The 20,559-nt window shown below is 64.1% G+C and carries 12 protein-coding genes; 3 read left to right on the forward strand and 9 right to left on the reverse strand.

Translation table 11 applies throughout. From position 1 onward, the window contains the following. Positions 1-12: 12 nt before the first annotated feature. Entirely contained in the window at positions 13-7,251 is a 7,239-nt protein-coding gene (locus J3P88_RS29165) for an Ig-like domain-containing protein (protein ID WP_434573131.1), read from the reverse strand. 51 nt (positions 7,252-7,302) lie between these two features. After that, entirely contained in the window at positions 7,303-8,148 is an 846-nt protein-coding gene (locus J3P88_RS29170; RefSeq protein WP_053117203.1) for a sulfotransferase family protein, read from the reverse strand. 304 nt (positions 8,149-8,452) lie between these two features. On the opposite strand from J3P88_RS29170, the gene J3P88_RS29175 reads away from it, so the two are divergent. After that, on the forward strand, positions 8,453-9,040 hold the full coding sequence (locus J3P88_RS29175) for a phage tail protein (RefSeq protein ID WP_411386161.1): 588 nt from the start codon (positions 8,453-8,455) through the stop codon (positions 9,038-9,040). A gap of 46 nt (positions 9,041-9,086) precedes the next feature. Then, complete coding sequence (locus tag J3P88_RS29180; RefSeq protein ID WP_250964233.1) at positions 9,087-9,398, forward strand: DUF6916 family protein; 312 nt, start codon at positions 9,087-9,089, stop codon at positions 9,396-9,398. A gap of 253 nt (positions 9,399-9,651) precedes the next feature. Here J3P88_RS29180 and J3P88_RS29185 read toward each other — a convergent pair whose 3' ends face one another. The 7 genes from J3P88_RS29185 to J3P88_RS29215 form a co-directional block, all read right to left on the reverse strand. Continuing rightward, a complete protein-coding gene (locus J3P88_RS29185; RefSeq protein ID WP_434573134.1) occupies positions 9,652-10,143 on the reverse strand; it encodes a GNAT family N-acetyltransferase in 492 nt (163 codons plus the stop codon). A gap of 15 nt (positions 10,144-10,158) precedes the next feature. Continuing rightward, a complete protein-coding gene (locus tag J3P88_RS29190; protein WP_434573136.1) occupies positions 10,159-12,255 on the reverse strand; it encodes a biotin/lipoyl-binding protein in 2,097 nt (698 codons plus the stop codon). Position 12,256: 1 nt separating this feature from the next. Continuing rightward, positions 12,257-13,576, reverse strand: a complete 1,320-nt coding sequence (locus tag J3P88_RS29195) for an HlyD family efflux transporter periplasmic adaptor subunit (RefSeq protein WP_186709461.1) — start codon at positions 13,574-13,576, stop codon at positions 12,257-12,259. Then, on the reverse strand, positions 13,573-14,349 hold the full coding sequence (locus J3P88_RS29200) for an efflux RND transporter periplasmic adaptor subunit (protein WP_434573139.1): 777 nt from the start codon (positions 14,347-14,349) through the stop codon (positions 13,573-13,575). The genes J3P88_RS29195 and J3P88_RS29200 overlap by 4 nt, the downstream gene beginning before the upstream one ends. A gap of 416 nt (positions 14,350-14,765) precedes the next feature. Further along, positions 14,766-17,201, reverse strand: coding sequence for an alpha/beta hydrolase (locus J3P88_RS29205; RefSeq protein WP_434573141.1), 2,436 nt, complete (start codon positions 17,199-17,201; stop codon positions 14,766-14,768). A gap of 9 nt (positions 17,202-17,210) precedes the next feature. Next, complete coding sequence (locus J3P88_RS29210; RefSeq protein ID WP_434573143.1) at positions 17,211-18,653, reverse strand: TIGR01777 family oxidoreductase; 1,443 nt, start codon at positions 18,651-18,653, stop codon at positions 17,211-17,213. After that, positions 18,646-19,134: a cell division protein gene (locus J3P88_RS29215; protein WP_434573145.1), complete on the reverse strand. Its 489-nt coding sequence runs from the start codon at positions 19,132-19,134 to the stop codon at positions 18,646-18,648. Before J3P88_RS29215 ends, J3P88_RS29210 begins: the two co-directional genes overlap by 8 nt. Before the next feature lie 768 nt (positions 19,135-19,902). On the opposite strand from J3P88_RS29215, the gene J3P88_RS29220 reads away from it, so the two are divergent. Further along, positions 19,903-20,274, forward strand: coding sequence for a DUF6124 family protein (locus J3P88_RS29220; RefSeq protein ID WP_434573147.1), 372 nt, complete (start codon positions 19,903-19,905; stop codon positions 20,272-20,274). Positions 20,275-20,559: the final 285 nt, after the last annotated feature.

A 20,559-nucleotide genomic window follows, 5' to 3' on the forward strand; every position in this document is an offset into this window, starting at 1 on the left:
ATTTTTTAGAATTCAGGCCTGCACTTGGCTGATGCCGACCTGTCGTAACGCGGTTGCCAGGCTGTCGACCTGATGTTGTTCAGTGTCCTTGAGCTGTTGCAGTTGCTGACCCAGGGTGGGCGCCCCGAACACCCCGCGCACCCCTTGGGACACATCGCCGCCCTGCATCGACTGGCTACCGAAGGCCTCCATCGATTCGCCCTCGGACGCGGAGTCCTGGCCGAACAGGGTGGAAAGCGTACTGCTGCCGAACACCCCGCCATCACCCCCACCAAAGCCCAGGAACCCCTGGCCGCTACCGTCGCCGGCGGCGTCAGTGCTGAACACCTGGGCGATATAGCTCGGCGCCAGGGCGCCATGGTTGATGAAAATATCCCCGATCGGCCGCAGGCCCCCACCCACGTCCCGTTGCTCGAACAGCGGCGGGAAGCCCAGCGGCGAACCCAGGTTGCCGGTCGGCGGGGTAAAGACGATCGGTTGCAGCGGCACCTCGGACGGCGGGATCACCGTGACCGGGTCGGACGTCAGGAACTCCGGTGGCGGCTTCACGTCGTTGGGCACCACGGTGTCGATCGCATAGTTGTTGGACACCGCCACGCTGGCCCCGGCGTTGCCCGTCAGGTCGCTGACGTTGCTGGTGTCCAGGGCGATGAAGTTGCTCGGGTCGGTGAGGTTCACCGTTGGCGTGAATGTCGCCGTCCAGATCTTGCCGCCGTCGCTGGTGGTCAGGTTGGTCAGTTCACCGTTGGTGACGCTGAGGTCCGACAGGTCGAAATCCGTCACCGCTTCGCTGAAGGTGAAGGTCACTTGGGTCGTCTCGCCCACCGTCAGGTCCGGATCGGCGACGACGATGGTCGCCGTCGGCCGGGTGGCGTCGAGTGCATAGTTGCTGGAAATCGCGATGCCCACCCCGGCGTTGCCGGCCAGGTCCTGCACAGTGCTGGCGTCGAGCAGAATCAGGTTGGTGGCATCGTTGACGCCCGCAGTCGGCGTCAGTGTCGCCGTCCAGGTCAGGCCGCCGTTACTGCTGGCGAGGTTGGACAACACGCCATTGGCGACGCTGAGGTCCGACAGGTCGAAACCGGACACCGCCTCGCTGAAGCTGATGGTCACGGTGGTGCTCTGGCCAATGCCCAAGGTGGTATCGCCGACGGTGATGGTCGCGCCTGGACGAACCGTGTCGATCGCGTAGTTGTTGGAGTTCACCACGTCGACACCACTGTTGCCCGAGGCGTTGACCACGCCGCTGGTGTCCAGGCTGATCAGGTTGCTGGTGTCGGTGATGCTGGTGGTCGGGGTGAAGGTGGCCGTCCAGGTGACGCCGCCGTCGGAAGAGGAGACGTTGCTCAGCGTGCCGTTGCTGATGGTCAGGTCGCTGTTGTCGAAACCGCTGACCGCTTCCGAGAAGGTGATGGTGACCTGCGAGGTTTCCCCTATCCGCAGCGCACTGTCAGCCACCACGATGGTGGCCGTCGGGACGCGTGTCTCGACCGCGTAGTTGGCCGAATCAGTCGTGCCTGTCCCGGCGTTGCCGGCCGCATCGCTCACACCGGTATTGTCCAGGGTGATCAGGTTGGTGGCGTCGGTCACGCCCAGGGTCGGCGTGAACGTCGCGGTCCAGGTCAGGCCGCCGTCGCTGCTGCTGACGGCGCTCAGGGTGCCGTTGGCCACGCTCAGGTCAGCGTTGCTGAAACCCGTCACCGCCTCGCTGAAGGTGATGGTCACCTGGGCAGTTTCGCCCGGTTTCAACACCGAATCGCTCAGCACAATGGTGGCAGTCGGACGCTGGCTGTCGACGCTGTAGTTGTTCGAATCGGTGGTGCCGCTGCCGGCGTTGCCCGCCAGGTCGGCGACGCCGCTGTTGGCGAGGGTGATGAGATTGCTGGTGTCAGCGATGCCGGCGGCAGGCGTGAAGGTCGCGGTCCAGGTGATGCCGCCGTCGCTGCTGCTCAACCCGCTTAGCGTACCGTTGGCGACGCTCAGGTCGGCATCGGTGAAGCCCGTCACGGCCTCGTTGAAGGTGATGGTCACCAACGACGTCTCGCCGGCGGCAATGGCGGTGTCGGCGACGACAATGGTCGCCGTCGGGCGCACGGTGTCGATGGCGTAGTTGTTCGAATCGGTGGTGCCGACGCCGGCGTTGCCCGAGACGTTGACGACACCTGTATTGTCCAGGGTGATCAGGTTGCTGGTGTCGGCAATGCTCGCGCTCGGCGTGAACGTGGCCGTCCAGGTAACGCCGCCGTCGGAGGACGACACGTTGCTCAGCGTGCCGTTGCTGATGGTCAGGTCGCTGTTGTCGAAACCGCTCACTGCTTCGTTGAAGGTGATGGTTACCTGGCTGGTTTCACCGATGCTCAGGGACGTATCGGCCACCACGATGGTCGCCGTCGGCACCTGGGTGTCGATGGCGTAGTTGGCCGAGTTGGTCGTGCCGGTGCCGGTGTTGCCCGCCGCGTCACTCACGCCGCTGTTGTTCAGGACGATCAGGTTGGTCGCGTCCCGCACGCCGAGGGTCGGCGTGAAAGTCGCGGTCCAGGTCAGGCCGCCATCGCTGCTGCTGACAGCGCTGAGTGTGCCGTTGGCAACGCTCAGGTCCGAATTGTCGAAACCGCTGACCGCCTCGGAGAAGGTGATGGTCACCAACGAGGTCTCACCGACACTGAGGTTGGAATCGGCCAGCACGATCGTTGCGGTGGGACGTTCAGTGTCCAGTGCGTAGTTGTTGGAGTCGGTGCCGCCGACGTTGACGTTGCCGGCCAGGTCGACGATGCCGCCACTGTTGAGCGAGATGACGTTACTGGTGTCCGTGACGCCAGCGGTCGGCGTGAAGGTCGCGGTCCAGGTGATGCCGCCGTCGCTGCTGCTCAACCCTGAGATCACGCCGTTGGCGACCGTCAGGTCGGCACTGGTGAACGCCGTCACGGCCTCGCTGAAGGTGATGGTCACCAGCGAAGTCTCGCCAGCGGCAACGGCCGTGTCGGCCACGACGATGGTCGCGGTTGGACGCACCGTGTCGACCGCGTAGTTGTTCGAGTCGGTAGTCCCCACACCGGCATTGCCCGCGCCGTTGATCAAGCCAGTGTTGTCCAGGGTAATGACGTTGCTGGTATCGGAAATGCTCGCGCTCGGCGTGAACGTGGCCGTCCAGGTGACGCCGCCGTCGGTGCTGCTCATGGTGCTCAGGGTGCCGTTGCTGACGGTCAGGTCCGCATTGTCGAACCCGCTGACCGCCGAGTTGAAGGTCACGGTGACCACGGTGGTTTCACCGATGCTCAGGGACGAATCGGCCACCACCACCGTGGCGGTCGGCACGTTGGTGTCGATGGCGTAGTTGTTGGAACTGGTCGTGCCGGTGCCGGTGTTGCCCGCCCCATCGTTGATCCCGGTGTTGTTCAGGACAATGAGGTTGGAGACGTCGGTGACCCCGAGGCTGGGCGTGAACGTCGCGGTCCAGGTGATGCCGCCATCGCTGCTGCTGACCGCACTCAGCGTGCCGTTGGCTACGCTCAGGTCCGAATTGTCGAAACCGCTGACCGCCTCGCTGAAGGTAATGGTCACCAGCGACGTTTCGCCGACGCTCAGCGCCGTGTCGGCCACCACGATGGTAGCGGTCGGACGCTGGGTATCGACGGCGTAGTTGTTGGAGTCGGTGGTGCCGCTGCCGGTATTGCCCGCGCCGTCCACCACCCCCGTGTTATTGAGGGTGATCAGGTTGGAGGCATCGCTGACGCCCGCGCTCGGCGTAAAAGTCGCGGTGTAGGTAATGTTGTCGCTGGTGCTCAGGCCGCTCAGGCTGCCGTTGGTGACACTCAGGTCCGCCAGGGTGAAACCGGTCACCGCCTCGCTGAAGGTGATGGTCACCACCGAGGTTTCGCCCACGGCGATGGCCGTGTCGGCGACCACGACGGTGGCGGTCGGACGCGCGGTGTCGACGGCGTAGTTGTTGGAGTCGGTGGTGCCGCTGCCAGCATTGCCCGCCGCGTCGCTCACGCCGGTGTTATCCAGGGTGATGAGGTTGCTGGTGTCGCTGGTGCTGGCGCTTGGCGTGAGCGTCCCGGTCCAGGTAATGCCGCCGTCGCCGCTGCTCAGGCCGGTGACCGTGCCGTTGGCGACCGTCAGGTCGGCGGTGGTAAAGCCGGTCACCGCTTCGTTGAAAGTAATGGTCACCAGGGAGGTTTCGCCGACGCTCAGGGAGGTGTCGGCTACAACGATGCTAGCAGTGGGCCGCTGCGTGTCGACCGCGTAGTTGTTGGAGCTGGTTGTGCCGCTGCCATTGTTCCCTGCCGCATCGGCCACGCCGGTATTGGCCAGGATGATCAGGTTGGTGGCGTCGGTGACGCTGGCGCTCGGGGTGAGCGTCGCGGTCCAGGTGATGCCGCCGTCGCTGCTGCTCAGCCCGCTCAAGGAGCCGTTGGCAACGGTCAGGTCCGCCAGGGTGAAACCGGTGACGGCCTCGCTGAAGGTGATCGTGACCAGGGACGTTTCGCCGATGTTCAGCGCGTTATCGGCCACCACGATGGAAGCGGTCGGACGCTGGGTATCGACGGCGTAGTTGTTTGAGTCGGTGGTGCCGCTGCCGGCGTTTCCAGACAGGTCGGCAATGCCGGTGTTATCCAGGGTGATCAGGTTGCTGGTGTCAGTGATGCTGGCGCTCGGGGTCAGCGTCCCGGTCCAGGTGATGCCGCCGTCACTGCTGCTCAGGCCGGTGACCGTGCCATTGGCGACCGTCAGGTCGGCGGTGGTAAAACCACTCACGGCCTCGCTGAAGGTGATGGTCACCACGGAGGTTTCCCCAGCACGCAGCGCGGTGTCGGCTACCACGATGGTGGCAGTCGGGCGTTGCGTGTCGATGGCGTAGTTGTTGGAGTTGGTCGTGCCCACGCCGGCGTTGCCATTGAGGTCCGCCACGCCCGTGTTGTTCAGGACAATGAGATTGGACGTATCGGTGACTGGCGCGTCCGGCGTCAGCGTGGCCGTCCAGGTGATACCGCCGTCGCTGGTGCTCAGGCCGCTGAGCGTGCCGTTGGCGACGGTGAGGTCGGCGGCTGTGAAACCGCTGACGGCCTCGGAGAAAGTAATGGTGACTGTCGAGGTCTCGCCAATCCTGAGGGCCGTGTCACTCACCACGATGGACGCCGTAGGCGCCACGGTGTCGTTGACGATGTAATTGTTCGAATCGGTGGTGCCCACCCCGGCATTGCCAGCCAGGTCGGCCACGCCGGTATTGTTCAGGGTGATGATGTTGGTGGTGTCGGCGATGTTGCTGGCCGCGGTCAACGTACCGGTCCAGGTGATGCCGCCGTCGCCAGTGGTCAAGGTGCCGACGGTGCCGTTCTGCACCGTCAGGTCCGCCGCGGTGAGGCCGGTCACGGCTTCGGAGAAGGTGATGGTCACCGTCGACGTGCCGCCGGAGTTCAGGTTGGTATTGGCCACCACGACGGTCGCGGTGGGCGGCGTCTCGTCCGGCACATAGTTGGTATTGATGGTGCCGCCATCGCCGTAGACGTTGGCCACCGACGCTGGCGAAACACCTGCGGTGCCCGCACTCGTCCCACCCACGCCGCTGCCGCCGACGTTGCCGGCCAGGGCGGCGAAGTTGGCGGCAGTGATCAGGATCGAGCCCTTGTTCCAGATGGCGCCGACACCGACACCGCCCGCACCACCTGCCTGGAGATAGCTACCGCCCGCCCCGCCGCCACCACCGCCACCGCCGGCGCCGACGTTGTTGGAAATGGTCGAGTTGCCGATGATCCGCAGGGTCGCGCCGGTGTCGTTATAGATACCACCGACCGCACCGCCGCCGTCGCCGCCGAAGTTGTCATACCCGTCACCGCCGCCGCCACCGCCGATGGACAAGCCACCGCTGCTGGCCGTGCCGCCGGCCGAACCGGTGCTGTAGCCCGGGTAAGCCGCACCGCCGGCGCCACCCGTGGTGGAACCACCACGCCCGCCAATGTTGAAGAAGCCGCCACCCGCGCCGCCCTGCCCGGCCGAGCCATTGGAACCCGTGGAGTTGAGCGTGTCGCCGCCCTTGCCGCCGATACCGCTACCGACCGCGCCACCGCCACCACCGCCGCCACCGGCGTACTGCGGCGTCACACCGCCGCCGCCACCGCCGCCCGACGCGGCGTTCGCAGTCACCGTAACGTTGCGCAGGGTCAAGGTGCCGGCGTTATAGATGCCGCCGCCCTGGGACACCAGCGCATCGTCGCCGCCGTTACCACCGTTGCCTGCCACCATGCCTCGGGTAATCACCAGGCCATCGAGGGTGGCCGTGGTGCCGGACGTCACTTGCAGTATCTGGGTGCGGTTCTGACCGTCGAGAGTCACGTCGGCGACGTTGTCGTTATTGAGGTCGCCATCAATGGTGATGTTCTCGTCGACCACCAGCACCTGGGTCAGGGCGACGGTCATGCTGGTATTGAAAGTGACGATGTCGCCGCTCTGTGCAGACAACAAGGCGGCGCGCAGAGAGCCCACGCCGCTATTGAGGTTGTTTGTAGCGGTCCAGGTGGCCAGGCCCCATTGATACTCGCTCATGGCATTGGCCGAGAGCACGTTGGCGCTTTCGATGCTGCCGGTGGCGATTTCCAGGTCCCAGTCGCCGCCCAGGCCGGTGCGGTCGTTGGACGCCGCCACGTCGCGGCCGGTCAACTGCGCCAGTGAATCCACCAGGCTCAGGCCCCGCTCGCCTTCGGCGGTGTAGCAGCCATAGATCAGGATATCGCCGCCAGCGTTCATGTCCTGGCCGATCTGCGCGAGCACTTCGCTGCGGGCCTGGACGTTGTCCGCCGACAGGTAGCTATCGCCCAGCCACAAATCACCGGCGTTACCGTGGGCGATGATCTGCACCGAGCTGACGCCCTGGTGGGTGTCCAAGTAATCGGCAATCTGCTGCAAGCCGTCCTTGGTGGCATCCAGTTGCACCACCTGGGTACCGGGCGCCACGCCTTCGAGCAGGCTGGCGGCATCCTTGACCCGGGAATCGACGAACACCACAGACTTGCCTGGGACGGCAGCCTCGGTGGCGTCAGTCTGACCTTGAGGCGCATGGTTGTCGGAAGGCTGGTCGGCCGTCGGCGCCTTCGCGGCATCAGCGGTCGGCTGCGTGTCCGGTTGCGCGGCATCGGCCACGGTGGCCGCCACCGCGCCGTCGAACAGCATTCGCGGTTCCAGGGACATGATCATTGGCGATGCCAGGGTCTGTGTGCCCTCGGTTACCCGCGATTTGCCTTTGCTCCACCACATGACGATCACCTGGACTCGAACTTTCTGAAACGCAAATGAAAAAAACCGCAGTCAGCTGACGGCGGCGTCGGTTTTCATACGAATGACATTGGCGGCGCTTGCTGACCCATCGCGCCAGAACGACAACTCGGCATACTTTTCAAACAGGTCCGGCGGCAACAAGGTCCGCCGGGCTTGCGGCGCGACCTTGGGCTTGACCTTATGCAGGCCGGCCACGCCCAAGGCCTGGTCGAAGGCCGGTGCGTCGTAGGTCAAGTGATTGAAATCGTGTTCGAACCAGGGCTCGCCGATGAATTCGTACACCAGGCGCATCACCCGCTCAGGGGCCTGGCTCAACAAATCGTAGTCAACGATCAGCAGCGACTCGGCGTTCTCGCCGTAATAGGCCTCTTTGAGCGCCGTCCAGGCGAACCCCACCAGGCGGTTGCGCTGGGCCAGGGTTTCACAGCGGCTGTAGACGGTGTTGCGCTCATCATCGTCGTTGAACAGCTTGGTGTTCTCGAACGGGTTGGCGCGGTAGAGCCGCTCCAGGCTGTCGAGCACCCAGGCCACGTTGCGCACGCAAGCGATGGTCTTGGCTTGGGGGAACAGGTCCTGCAGGGCTGGCAGGCGAGCACACCATTGGCGGTTGGTGTCGAAGATGACCGGCTTGTCGGCTTTGTCGGCGTAGTAGGAATCGAAGAGGCCGCGCAAGAGGCGGCGGCGCAGGTCGGTGTCGATCACCGAGCCGAACTCACTGCCGGCGCTGCATTGCTGCAGGACGCTGCTGAACAGCGTGCCGACGGGACTGGTCATGCCGGCATGAAAGCGCGGGTTCTGCAACAAAATGGCAGAAAGCAGGGTCGAGCCTGAGCGCGGCAAACCGGAAATGAAGTGAAACTGCGGCAATCCATTCACCTTTGTTTGTAGTCCCTTTGTAGCCGAAGCGTAGCCGAGGAAACGATCTTCGCCTAGTAGTACTTTGATATCAGATTCATCCCAAGCCGTAAAAAAGGATGGACGGTAGCGTCGCTCGGGAACCTGAATCGATTAAGCCGTGTCGCGACATTTTTCCGCCCGCTTCGCTCGGCAAAATCAAACATCCCGGTCTACGCTCAGCCGTGCGTGACCAGGCCAGGGAATCAAGGAGTCGGGCTGATCGCACTCTTGTCCTTCACGTCCGGGCACTGCAAGACCCAATCACCTGCAGGATGAGGAATCTATGGAAGTATTCATCGGCACTATCCAGTCGTTTGCCTTTAACTTTGCACCCAGGGATTGGGCGCTGTGCAACGGGCAGACGCTTGCCCTTTCCCAGTACCAGACCTTGTTCGCCCTGATCGGCGTGACCTACGGAGGCAACGGCCAGACCACCTTCATGCTGCCCAACCTGCAAGGTCGCCTGCCCATGGGCCAAGGCAGTGGCCTGGGCCTGACCCCGCGGGTCATCGGAGAGATATCCGGCACCGAAAACGTCACGGCAACGCTCAACAACCTGCCCAACCACACCCATGCCCTCACCGGCATCACCGCTTCCACTACCCTGCAGTTGGCCAACCCGGCCAGCAACCCGGTGAATACGCCCACGGCCACCAACTCGTTCATCGGCACCTCGGGCACCGGGCCGGGCTCGGCGGCGATCTATTCCGACCAGATAGGCGCTTCGCCAGTGCCGCTGCAAGGCGTGACCACCACGGTCAACGGCACGGTCGCCCCCACGGGCGGCAACACGCCGATGACGGTCATGAACCCGTTCCTGGCCATCAACTTCAGCATCGCCCTTCAAGGCTACTTCCCGTCCCGTAACTGATGAGCCGCCGGAGGGCTGCGGTCCTCCGGCCCTTTGGAGTGTCGACATGCTGCAACAGGTTCATAGCCGCCATTTCCAACCGCTGCTGGGCCAGACCGGCAGCCTGACCCTCCCCGACGGCAGCTGCCTGCCGGTGCGCTTCGAAACCCTTGAAGAAAGCCCACGGGCAAAGATGCCGAACACCGCGCGGATGCCGTTCAGCGTGGAATTCAACAGCCTGGAAGGTACTGAATTCGTCGACGGACTCTGCGCTCTGGAAGTGCCGGAACTGGGCAAGATCGAGGGGGTGTTTGTATCACGGATACCGCCCATGGGGCGGGATCCGACGCTGGGGTATTTCTATATTGCGTTTAACTGACTGGACTCATTTCAAACTGTGGTAGCGAGCTTGCTCGCGATGGCGTCAGCCCAGACGACCCGGAACCTGTGGCGAGGGAGCTTGCTCCCGCTCGGCTGCGAAGCAGTCGCAAAACCTGCAAAACTGTCCGACTGGAGAAAGACAGAGGGCCTGCTTCGCAGGCCAGCGGGAGCAAGCTCCCTCGCCACGGGTTCCGGATGGATGGAAGATCGCCTTCGCGAGCAAGCTCGCTCCCACAGGGGTACGGCGTCATTCAGTCGCCTTTCGGATACCAGACCAACCGCTCCGCCGCCGGGTTGCGCTCTTGCACTTCGAAGCCCAGCGCCAGGTAGTGCCGACGGGCGTGGGGGTTGCTGGCCCAGACCACGGTCGCCACCGGGCAGCGGATCTGTTGCGCGGCTTTCTGCACCCCTTGCAACACCGCCCGGCCATAGCCCTGGCCACGGGCCTGCGGGATGAAGGCCAGATACAGCACGCGAATCTCATTGGGGCCAAAATCCGTGCTCAGGGCGCCAATCGCAGTGCCGAGTTTTTCCACGACGTAATGCATGGCGTTGGGGAAGTTCTCGCCCAACCCTTGCTCCTGCACCTGGAACTGCTGGGCAATCACCTGCTGTACCTGTTCATGTTCGCCGTCGATCCATTGCAGGTCCGGCCGCGCCGCCTGGTACAGGCCCTGCAGGAACGGACCATCGCTGATCCGCGATGGACGCACCACCAACCCCTCTGCCGCCACCGAATCCATGCTTGCCCCCTAGGCCTAGAACCCGCTTTCCCTGACACCCAACGCCGCCAACCGACGCCAGGCCGCTCCCAACACCGACTCGCCCTCGCCCTGCAACACCGCCACGCCACGCAGCGGTTGCACCGGAGCGGACGTGGCGTCCACCGTACTCAGGCGCACGCCGTATTGCGCCTGCACCGGCTCGGCCCGTTGTTGCGAGTCGCGGCGCACCGCAATCGGCCCGTGATGGTCGGACGTCAACGCTTGCTGTTCGACCCAGGCCACGCCGTTGGTGTCGATTTCATTCAACCGCACGGCCATCGACGTGTGCATCGGGTCGTCAGCGATGAACCGGCCCGTGGCACCCGGCCCGACCCGCCAAAGCTCGGCTTCGGTGAGGTAGCCGCGCAACCGCGAATCGGTCTGCACCACCCGCGCCAGCGCCTGTGTGGGTGACAACCAGCGCCCTATCGACAGTTGCGGCAACACATCGCGCACCTGACCGGCATGGGGCGCACGCAACAACAGCCGTTCGCGCTGGGCCACCAGGCCGCGGTACTCGGCCACCGCTTCGGCCAGTTGCTGTTCGACGATGCCGGCATCGGCGGCGGTTTCGCTGCGCCCGGCCTGACGGCGCATCTGCAACTGCTGGATCTCGATTTCCCGGCGCACAATGGCCAGGCGCGACGCCATGTCCGGCGACTCCAACTCAATCAGCACATCGCCCTGGGCCACGGTCTGGCCGTCGTGCACATTCACCTGCTTGACCCGCGCCGCCACCGGCGCATGCAAGGCACTGGCGCGCCCGGCCTCGAGCATGGCCGGCACTTCCACCGCGCTGCGCCAGGGGAGCAGCAACACCAGCAGCAGCGCCAGCAACACCAGGCCACTCAGGAGCATCCGCCCGCCGTGGGCTTGCTCACGACGACTCCACCATTGCCGCCACTCATTCACGATGGGCATGAAAATGAACCACACCAATTCCACCATCATTAGAAAAATGCCCAGCACCTTGAAGAACAGGTGATAGACCGCCAAGGCAATCCCGAAAAACAACAATGCCCGCCACAGCCACGAGCCATAACCCCACACCAGCAAACGCCGACGCATCTTCGGCGACCAGGGTTCCGGCGCCGCCGCGCCATACCCGAACAAGGCTTCGCGCAGGCGCCAGCGACACAGGGCAAACGCCCGCCCCTGAAGGTTATCCACCGCCCAGAAATCACTGAGCAGGAAATACCCGTCGAAGCGCATGAAGGGGTTCAGGTTGATGATCAACGTGGTGATCCAGGTGGCGCTGGCCAACATGAACGCCGCGGTACGTGCCGGCCCGTCGGGCAACAGCGACCAGGCCAGCAGCGCGATGCACGCCAGCAGCAATTCGGCCAGCACCCCACCGGCACCGATCAGCAACCGTGCGCGGCGATCCCTGATCCGCCAGGCGTCGCTGACGTCGGTATAGAACATCGGCAACAGCACCATGAACGCCACGCCCATGCTCTGTACCCGGCAACCGGCGCGCTTGGCCATGAAGGCATGGCCGAACTCGTGGCACAGCTTGGCGAAGAGCAACGCCGCCCCGAACGCCAGCGCACCGCCCAGGCTGAACAGGTGTGGAAATGTCGCGACGAATCGCTGCCAGTCCCGCGACACCAGGAAGATGCCGAGACCCAGGGTCAGCGGCAGGCCATAACGCAGGATCCCAGGGCCGAACCGCGCCAACCAGGGCCAGGCCCGATTGAGAAAGACGTCCGGGCGCCACAGCGGAATGCGAAAAAACAGGTATTGATGCAGCAGGATCTGCCACACGCTCTGGCGTTGCGCGGCGGTCTTGAACAGATAACTGTCACGCTGTTGCGGGTCCATCGCGCTGATCAGGTCATGACCACGCAAGAAGCCCAGCAACTGCTCCAGCGATTCGCCATTGAGCGGCAGGCCCGGCTCGCGGTTCGCGGCCTGCAGTACCTGTTCCGGATCGCCCAGGGACCAGTGCCGCAACATGCGCATCGCCGCCGCGCCCAGCTTGAAGTAGCGTCCACGCACCGGATCGGCCAAGGTCCACTGCGGCGAACCGTCCGGGTCTGAGGCCGCCGGGGACAGTTGCAGGTCCGGCCGCAGGCTTGGCAAGTCCATGCTACAGGCCTACGCTCTGGCGCAGGCCGGCCAGCGGCCGCCGCAGCAGGTACAACGCCAGCGGGGCACGGTCGCCGAAGACCTTCGCCGTGCCTCGCAGGCCAATGCGCGGCGCCGTGGCATCGAAACGCGCATCCAATCGATACGCCAGTTGGCCGGCGGCGGTAGGCTGCGCTTCATAGGCCGAACGTTCGAGCCGGGCCAGGTGCCGCTGCAACGGGTCGCTGTCGAGAAACAACGCCACTTGCGCACCGGGCTCCAAGGCAATCGCGTCACCCACCGCCAATTCAATGCGTAACTCGGCCTGGTTTGGATCGGCGATTTCCATCAGCCGTTCACCGGTCTGCACGGGCTTGCCGAGCCAGCGCTCAGCGTCGGCAAACACCGCGATGCCATCCCGCTCGGCGCGCACTTCGCTGCGCTTGAGCAGTTCAAGTGCGTAGTTGCGCTCGGCGCGCTTCTGCTCGACGCGGGCAGCCAGCAGGTCAATCTTGGAACTGGATTCAGCGTCGGCAAACGAGCGCTGGGAATTGGCCTTGAGTTCGGCCTCGGCCACGCCCAACGCCCGCTCGGCCACATCGGCCTGGGCCTTGAGACTGGTACTTTCGAAACGCAACAACAGGTCGCCGTTCTTGACGCTCTGGTTGGGCTTGACCAGGAACTCGGCGATCACCCCATCCAACGGCGCCGCCACCACTTGCCCGCCCAGCGGCACCACTTCGGCCGGGGCCAACACGGACTGGCGCACCGGGATCAGCAAGCCCAGCAGCAACAGCGCCACCAGCGCCACCTGGCGCTTGCGTGTCCAGCGCAGGCGCCATGGCTTGCGCGGTTGCAACGCCAACCACGCATGGCTGTAGGTGTCGCCCAGTTGCGACAACAGCACTTGCTCCGGCGGAGTCCATGGCAGGTCGCGGGCCAACCACAAACCGCCGAACACCTGGCCCTGATGATCGATCAACGGCAGCCAGAACACTTGCCCGGCCGACAGGCTGCGCCAGTCTGCCCGGATGGATTCGCTCACCCCATCGGCGGCGATCACCCGGGCCTGGTTCAACAGGCCCAGCTTGAACAACTGCGCCACCGCCTGCTCGACAAACGCCACGAACGGCGCGTTCGGTTCCACGGTACTGACCCCGGTCACGGCCTGGACCTTGCCGGCGATCAACAACGCGGCGTGGCGAAAGCCGAACAGCGCCTGGCCGTCGTTGACCAGGCTGTAACTCAGCTGCTCCGGTGTACGCGCAGCCCTCGTCTGGCGCTCCAGATCGAGGAAGCGGGCGAACACCTGCTCGGTACTGCCCGTCACTGGCGCGTTCACTTCGACTCCGAGAAACGCGCCGTGCCGCTCATGCCGGACAGCAGGCCGCTGGCATCCGGCACGTTCGCCACCAGCAGCAGCGTCTGGCTGCCCTCGTCGATGCGCGCGCCCAGGCGCTTGACCGTCGCTTGCAACGGCTTGCCGGTTTCATCGGGGACGAAGGTAAAGGGCTGGCCGGGCTTGAGCCGGTCCATCCAGCGTGAAGGCACCAGCAGGTGAATCTCCAGGGTGCGGTTATCGACCACATCCAGCAATGGCGCGCCGGCCGCGACGCTTTCATAACGCTGGACCTTGCGCGCCACCACCTGTCCATCGAACGGCGCGATCACGCTGCAACGCTTGACCTGCACCTGGTAGACCTGGGATTGCGCCTGGGCCTCGCTGAGGCGCGCCTCGGCCCGCGACACCTCGAAACGCCCAACGGATTTCAACGCCGCCAACTGCCGGTTATGGGCCAGCTCTTCACCGGCACCACGGCTGGCCGCCTGGGCCGCATTGAGCTGGGCCTGATAGGCCGAACAATCGAAACGCGCCAGGGTGTCACCCTTCTTGAACGACTCGCCCTCGCTGAACGGCAACTCGACAATCCGCCCGGCCAACTCGCTGGCCAACACTGCCTGGTCCCGCGCCCGAAGCACGCCACGCGCCTCGTTTCCCGACACACTGGCCGAGACGTTGCTCTCCAGCAACGGATCGTCGGAAGCCGGCGTTTGCGCCTGGACCCCGCACGTTATGAAGGCCAATCCCACAACCCAACTGCTCAAACGTCGCATGACCGTTACTCCCTGACGGATGGGCGGAGTCTACGACAGCGGTGGGGGGCGTCAAGGGAGTAGCGGTGAAGAGGGGGAAATCTCTGTGGCAACGGTGGTGTTGATCTCGCGATTTCTTCAACTTAGGATTCGCTCACTGCTCAACCCTGTACGCAGAGATTAAGTTCTCTGGCCGTTGGGGTGAAAACACCGGCTTCGGCCGGTTTTTTCGTTTCTGGGGATTGAGAACAGCTCCAGAGTTGAACGCACTCCTTGTGGCGAGGGAGCTTGCTCCCGCTGGACTGCGCAGCAGTCCCAAACCCTAACGCCTCGGTGTATCAGGCAGATCGCATTCAAATTGCTTGGGGTTGCTGCGCAACCCAGCGGGAGCAAGCTCCCTCGCCACAGGTTCTGTGATCGACGGATCATCGCGCTGCCTACTCCACCAACCTCAACACCCCATCGCAATACACCACCTCGCGCCCCAACCACCCCACATCAACCTGAGGCAATACCGCCGAAGGTTTGCGCAATTCACGCAGCAGCGTCGAGCCGTGGGACAGGCGGCCACCCATGCGCGCGATCACCGCACGGGCGCTTTGATAGTGGGCGTGGCGACCAGGGTCCAGGGTGTCCTCCAACAGGATGTCCTCGCCCAAAATACCTTGAGCCTGCCCCGGGTAAATCAAGAAACCACTCGCCTGCTCGGTGCCTTCACGACCGTCCTGCCAGAAGCTGCCGTCACGGCTGCGGATATCCGGGTGCGGGGCGAACCAATGCGCCTGGTCAGCGGCGGGCATGGCGTGATGCAAGCGAAAGAAAATCCGCATCAGGTTGTCGCGATACCACTCGCGCACTTGCAAGTAATAACCGCGCAGCCCCGGCAGGCCGGCGCCATGGGCCAAGCGAATCGCCAGGGGCCATTGTGGATAGGCCTGCAACGGTAGCGCGATCGGCGCCGGGCGTGGTGTCGCCGGATCGGTTTCCCACGGCAGCCGATGAGGGCTGTGTTCAAGGTTGTCATAGGCGGTCGGTGGCCGCCCCAGCCAGTCGCCGCCACTGCTGGCCAAGGCGCTGGCGATGCACAGGTTGCCCTGCACTACGAACACGTAAAAGCGGGTAAACCAGTCGGCCAGTTGCTGGCCGTCGGCGCCTTGTTCGGTCAGTTCGCGCAGCTCTCGGTCAAAACGTCGCAAGCCGTTTTCCAGCGTCAACAAGTGCCCGCGGGCGATGCGTTGCATGCGCAGGAACAACGGCAGCGAACGCATCAGGCGCAGTGGCCGCCAAGGCAGGTGCGGTGTCGCGCCGCCGACCTCGCCGGCGTAGCTGCTGGCGCTGATGCCCCAGTCGACCAGCCGGGCGAGAAACAGGTCATTGTTGATGTACGAAGCGCCGCCAAACACTGCCGTGAAGGGCTCGTTGTCCTGCAGTACCCGCGAATCCCAACGCGCCATGATCGCCGGAATGCTTGCCGCCGCGCGACGCTGGGCGTACTCCACCAACACACTGGGTCGGGGCGGCAGGATCTCGGCGATGTTGGCAGCGGTCAGGTGGCGGCGCCAGCCGTAGTCGCTGATCGGCCGATATTGCAGCAGCCACAGTTGGCTGCCGTCCCAGGCCCATTCGACGTCGCCGGGCACGTAGTGAAAGACCCGTAGTACGCCTTGCAGAAAGCGCCATAGCGCCTCGGGGGTCAGGCCGTGGACTGGCTTGAACGTGCCACTGTTCCATGCCTCGCCGAGGCGGGAAATAACCGCCCGCTCGGGGCTCACTTGGCCATCGGCCAACGACTCCAGGTGCCCCTCGACCCATTCCAGCTCAACGGACAGGTGACGCACGAACGCGATCCCCGACAGCCGTGGCGCGATGAAACGCTGCACCACCACTTCCTCGACACCCGCCGTACTCAGCTCGGCAATGCGCGCCGGCACGTTGTGCGTCGGCTCGCGCAGGAACGTGGTGCTCAAGCCGGCGTTGGCCGCATCGGCCTGGTCCTCGCGGTAACTGGAGGAGCGCACCGCCCAGGTAGCGTCCGGCTGGCCGTCCAAAAAACCCCGCAGGCGCGGATCATCGCAGTGGTTGAGCGACAGCGCCGCCGGCACCGGCTGCCCCGCCAGCGCCGCGAGACGCAAGCGGCCGCCTTTGGTATGCGCGACAAAACCACGCTCGCCAGACTCCAGCCATGCCGTGAATTCAGCGGGCGAGTCGATCCACGGGTAGTGGCCCCAACCGGGCTTCAGGCTGATGGTCAAGTCGGCACGGGCCAGAATGGCCGACCAGGCCGCCGCCTGCGCAATGCCCAATACCTTGTCCTGATCGCCCCACACCAGTTCGACCGGGTCGGTGATCCATTCCAGCAATGGCAACGCGGTGTCGGCACGCACCAGGTCCCAGTGCGGCACAAAGGCTCGGCAACGAGCGTAGCCGGCGCCCATGCGCTGGTATTGCGCGGGCGTCCAGGCCTGGCTGGAGAACTTGTGGGCAAACAGCGTCGGCTTGTTCGCCAGCAGCCAATGAATGGTCTTTCGAATCGGCAGCGGCGACATCAATGCCGGCAGTCGCCGCTGCCACAAAAACGCGCCCACCGGCGCCAGCAACACGCTGCGGCAAAAGTGTCCCGGTTGCCGTTGCAAGGCGTGCAGCACCAGCAAGGCGTTGACCCCGACCGCCATGATCGCGCTGCCCTTGTCCGTTGCCGCCAGCAACGCCTGCGCGTAGGCCGCCAGGTCTTCGCAAGGAGCGTGGGGGTTGTTGCCAAAACCGGGCAGTTCCAGCGGCACGACGTCGTGGTGTTGAAAATGCGGCAACGCGTCGTCCCACCAATCGGCGGCGCTGCCGTTGCCGGCCAGCAGGTACATCCGGGGCTTGCTCATGGGCGCTCCTCAGGCCAAGTCGCGCAGGGCGGCGTCGAGCGTCGGGTAACGGAACGTATAGCCGGCCTCGACGAGACGATTGGGCACCACCCGCTGGCCGTCGAAAAACAATTGCGCCATCTCGCCGGCCAAGGCGCGCACTGGCGCGGCAGGAATGTGGAACCACACCGGACGCTTGAGCACCTTGCCGACACTTTCGGCAAACAACGCCTGGCTGACCGTCTCCGGTGCCACCAGGTTGTAGGTGCCGCACAGGCTTTCATCATCGAAGGCTCGGGCGATCACTTGGATCACGTCATCGCGATGCACCCAACTCATGATTTGCCGACCGTCGCCCATGCGCCCGCCGAACCCCAGGCGAAACGGAATCAGCAACGGCAGCAACGCACCGCCCGGACCGAACACCACGCCCAGGCGCATCACCACCTGACGCACGCCCAACTCAGTGGCAGGCCGGGCGGAGGCTTCCCAACGCACACAGAGTTCAGCCATGAAGCCATCGCCCTGGGCGGCGCTTTCATCGAGGCTTTCGGTGGCGTCACGCACGCCGTAAAAACCCACGGCTGAGGCCTGTATCCACAACGCCGGTTTGTGCCGGGCGTTTTTCAACCAGGCCATCAAGGCTTCGGTGGTGTTGACCCGGCTGGCAATGAGTTGCGCCTGGCGCTTGGGACTCCAACGCGGCCCGGCCACCGGGGCACCCGCCAGGTTGATCACCACATCGAACATTTCGTCATGGCCCAGCTTGCCCAGCGAACGCAGGCAGCGGGCGCGGCCGTCAAACAGATAGGCCGCTTTCAACGGATCGCGAGCCAGCACGCTGACCGTGTGCCCGGCGTCGAGCAATTGATTGACCAGGGTCTCGCCGATAAACCCGGTGCCCCCCGTGACCAGCACGCGCTTGTAGGCGCCGCCGGCAAATGGGTTGGCCGGCTTGCCGGCGCGTTGCATGCGCAAGGCCGCCAAGCCGTCGCGAATCCCCGAGGCCGTGACCCCGATGGCGAACAAGGTCAGCAGCCAGCCGCGCCAACCGAGGTCGATCGCGCTCAGGCCGGTGGGCAAACTCGCCCACTGGGCCAATTGCACGCCGTACAACGCGAAGAAGGCCCCGCCGTTGACCGCCAGCACCGTGTGCATGATGCGCTCGATGGGCGGCAGCTTGCGGCTGCGGTCCTCGACCACGAAGTCCCAGAGCGTCAGGCAAATCTCCAGGGCGAACAGCAGCGCGATGACAATCGCCCACGTTCCCTCGAAGGCCAGATGCGCCATGCCCAGGAACAGGATCCCGTAGAAGCACGAGCGCAGGGCGTGGATCGACAGCTCCAGCCGCGCACTGTGGCGATAGGGCAAGGCGACGGTGAGTTCGTGGTGATACAGGGTGTCCAGCGCACCGAGGATGGCTTGGGCGATCAGCAGGGCGATGGCCCAGTCCAGCAGTGAAAAATCAGCCATGGTTGGAATCACTCGACGCGTTGTCAGTCAGGGAGGTACGGCGGTCGTGGCGATAGAGCCAGAACAGCGGCGGCAATAAAACGAGCAGTGCGAAGCTGTCGAACCACAGGTGCGACCAGACCTGTGCCTGGGCGGAAATCCACATGTCCTGGGGTGCCCACAGCAGGATGCCGGCGATCAGCCAACCCCAGGGCATGGCGCGCTTCAATCGATGACCGATGTGGACAAGGGCGAGCATGTACAGCCCATAGCTCTGCAATGTGGCGCCGAACAAGGCCAGCCACCAGACCTGTTGTGCGTGGGCCGTGGCGGGCACGGCATTGGTGCCCCAGAAAGCCTGTTCAATGGTGTTCAGATAGTGATCGAGCAAGCCGGAGTGACCCGCCCACGTCAGCATGACGCCGGCGAGCAGGTGCATCAGGGCCGCCGCGTACAACCAAACGACCAGGGCGTTGCGAAGGGGGCTGTGAGGGGTTGGCATTCCATGTCCTGAAGGCTTGCTTGAGGGCGGCCAGTCTAAAGGAAATGGGAGGGGCTTTACTGGGCTGATGGGCTGGCAGCGATAATTAAATCTCGCCAACGAGACCTGCTTCGCAGGCCAGCGGGAGCAAGCTCTCTCGCCACAGGGATTTAAGTGTCAGGTTAGCGGTGAATTGAAGATTGTCATCGCGAGCAAGCTCGCTCCCACAGGGGTTTTGTGTCGAACCCTATATCGAGACCACCCCCGTCCCACTGTGGGAGCGAGCCTGCTCGCGATGGCGTCAGCCCAGACAACCCACCGTGGCGAGGGAGCTTGCTCCCGCTGGCCTGCGAAGCAGGCCCCAGCATTCCTTCAGGCACACCGCATTGCCCGGTTTTACGACTGCTGCGCAGCCGAGCGGGAGCAAGCTCCCTCGCCACAGGTTCTGTGTACCGCTTACCTACAGTTGAGTCCTAGGAGATTTCCTTCAAGTTGCGGCGATGTTGGTGAACTTGTCCGCCTTTGGGCTCACCGCTAGTCTGGGTTTGTCACTGAAAAAACGGTGACACGGACGTGCAAGTCCGGGTAAAAGAACGCCAAATAATGCCACCAGCCATTTAATGAGCATTCGTGCCCGTGTTTTATGGCGGCTGTGTGTGGGGAGACCTTCGGGTCTGCCGAGGTTTTTTTGGTGGTTCCTACTCGGTCTTGCACCCCCTCACATAGCTGCCACCCTTATATCGCGTGCAAGCGAGCTAGGGCGGCTCTGATTGAATAGGAAGCCAAAACATGTTCAAGGTAACTCCGAATCCGCCAGGAAACCCTGGCAACACGTCCGACAAATCCTCGAAATCCAAAAAACTCGACGAAGCCGCCGAGCGCGCCCTCGACTACTACCTCAACCCCAAACCCACCGCTGAAGCCTCGGGCAAAACCCAAGCATCCCAACTTTTCATGGTCGCCCCTGATATCGACACCGAAACCCTGCTGGCCAATGCTTCCGAAGACCTGCTGTCCATCAGCGCCATCGCCGCCGACCTGGCCGATGATGTCGACGGTTCGCGCCGCAGCGTGATCCTGGCGATCAGCCGGATGGCCGATGGGGTGCATTTGTTGGTGGAGCGGGCGATGGATCGGCTGGAGGTTCAAGCGGCGGGCTGACATACCTGTGGTGAATTGAAAACCGCCTTCGCGAGCAAGCCCGCTCCCACAGTTGATCGGTGTTGATTTCAGTATTTCGGTTCAACACAAATCCAGTGTGGGAGCGGGCTTGCTCGCGAATGCGTCGGGTCAGCTACATATACATTGACTGACAAACCGCCTTCGCGAGCAAGCCCGCTCCCACAGGGGTTTAAGGGTTAGCCCCACACTGTGGCGAGGGAGCTTGCTCCCGCTGGGGCGCGCAGCGGCCCCAAAAAAAGCGATGAGTGCTGCGCACTCAAGCGG

The sequence above is a fragment of the Pseudomonas sp. Z3-6 genome, assembly GCF_051131985.1.
GTDB classification, from domain to species: domain Bacteria; phylum Pseudomonadota; class Gammaproteobacteria; order Pseudomonadales; family Pseudomonadaceae; genus Aquipseudomonas; species Aquipseudomonas zanjanensis.

Bases quoted from the DNA above. Each gene is read 5' to 3' on its own strand.
- J3P88_RS29175 (WP_411386161.1), top strand. From the start codon at position 8,453: ATGGAAGTATTCATCGGCACTATCCAGTCGTTTGCCTTTAACTTTGCA.
- J3P88_RS29220 (WP_434573147.1), top strand. From the start codon at position 19,903: ATGTTCAAGGTAACTCCGAATCCGCCAGGAAACCCTGGCAACACGTCC.
- J3P88_RS29215 (WP_434573145.1), bottom strand. From the start codon at position 19,134: ATGCCAACCCCTCACAGCCCCCTTCGCAACGCCCTGGTCGTTTGGTTG.
- J3P88_RS29190 (WP_434573136.1), bottom strand. From the start codon at position 12,255: ATGGACTTGCCAAGCCTGCGGCCGGACCTGCAACTGTCCCCGGCGGCC.
- J3P88_RS29210 (WP_434573143.1), bottom strand. From the start codon at position 18,653: ATGGCTGATTTTTCACTGCTGGACTGGGCCATCGCCCTGCTGATCGCC.
- J3P88_RS29200 (WP_434573139.1), bottom strand. From the start codon at position 14,349: ATGCGACGTTTGAGCAGTTGGGTTGTGGGATTGGCCTTCATAACGTGC.
- J3P88_RS29185 (WP_434573134.1), bottom strand. From the start codon at position 10,143: ATGGATTCGGTGGCGGCAGAGGGGTTGGTGGTGCGTCCATCGCGGATC.
- J3P88_RS29205 (WP_434573141.1), bottom strand. From the start codon at position 17,201: ATGAGCAAGCCCCGGATGTACCTGCTGGCCGGCAACGGCAGCGCCGCC.
- J3P88_RS29180 (WP_250964233.1), top strand. From the start codon at position 9,087: ATGCTGCAACAGGTTCATAGCCGCCATTTCCAACCGCTGCTGGGCCAG.
- J3P88_RS29165 (WP_434573131.1), bottom strand. From the start codon at position 7,251: ATGTGGTGGAGCAAAGGCAAATCGCGGGTAACCGAGGGCACACAGACC.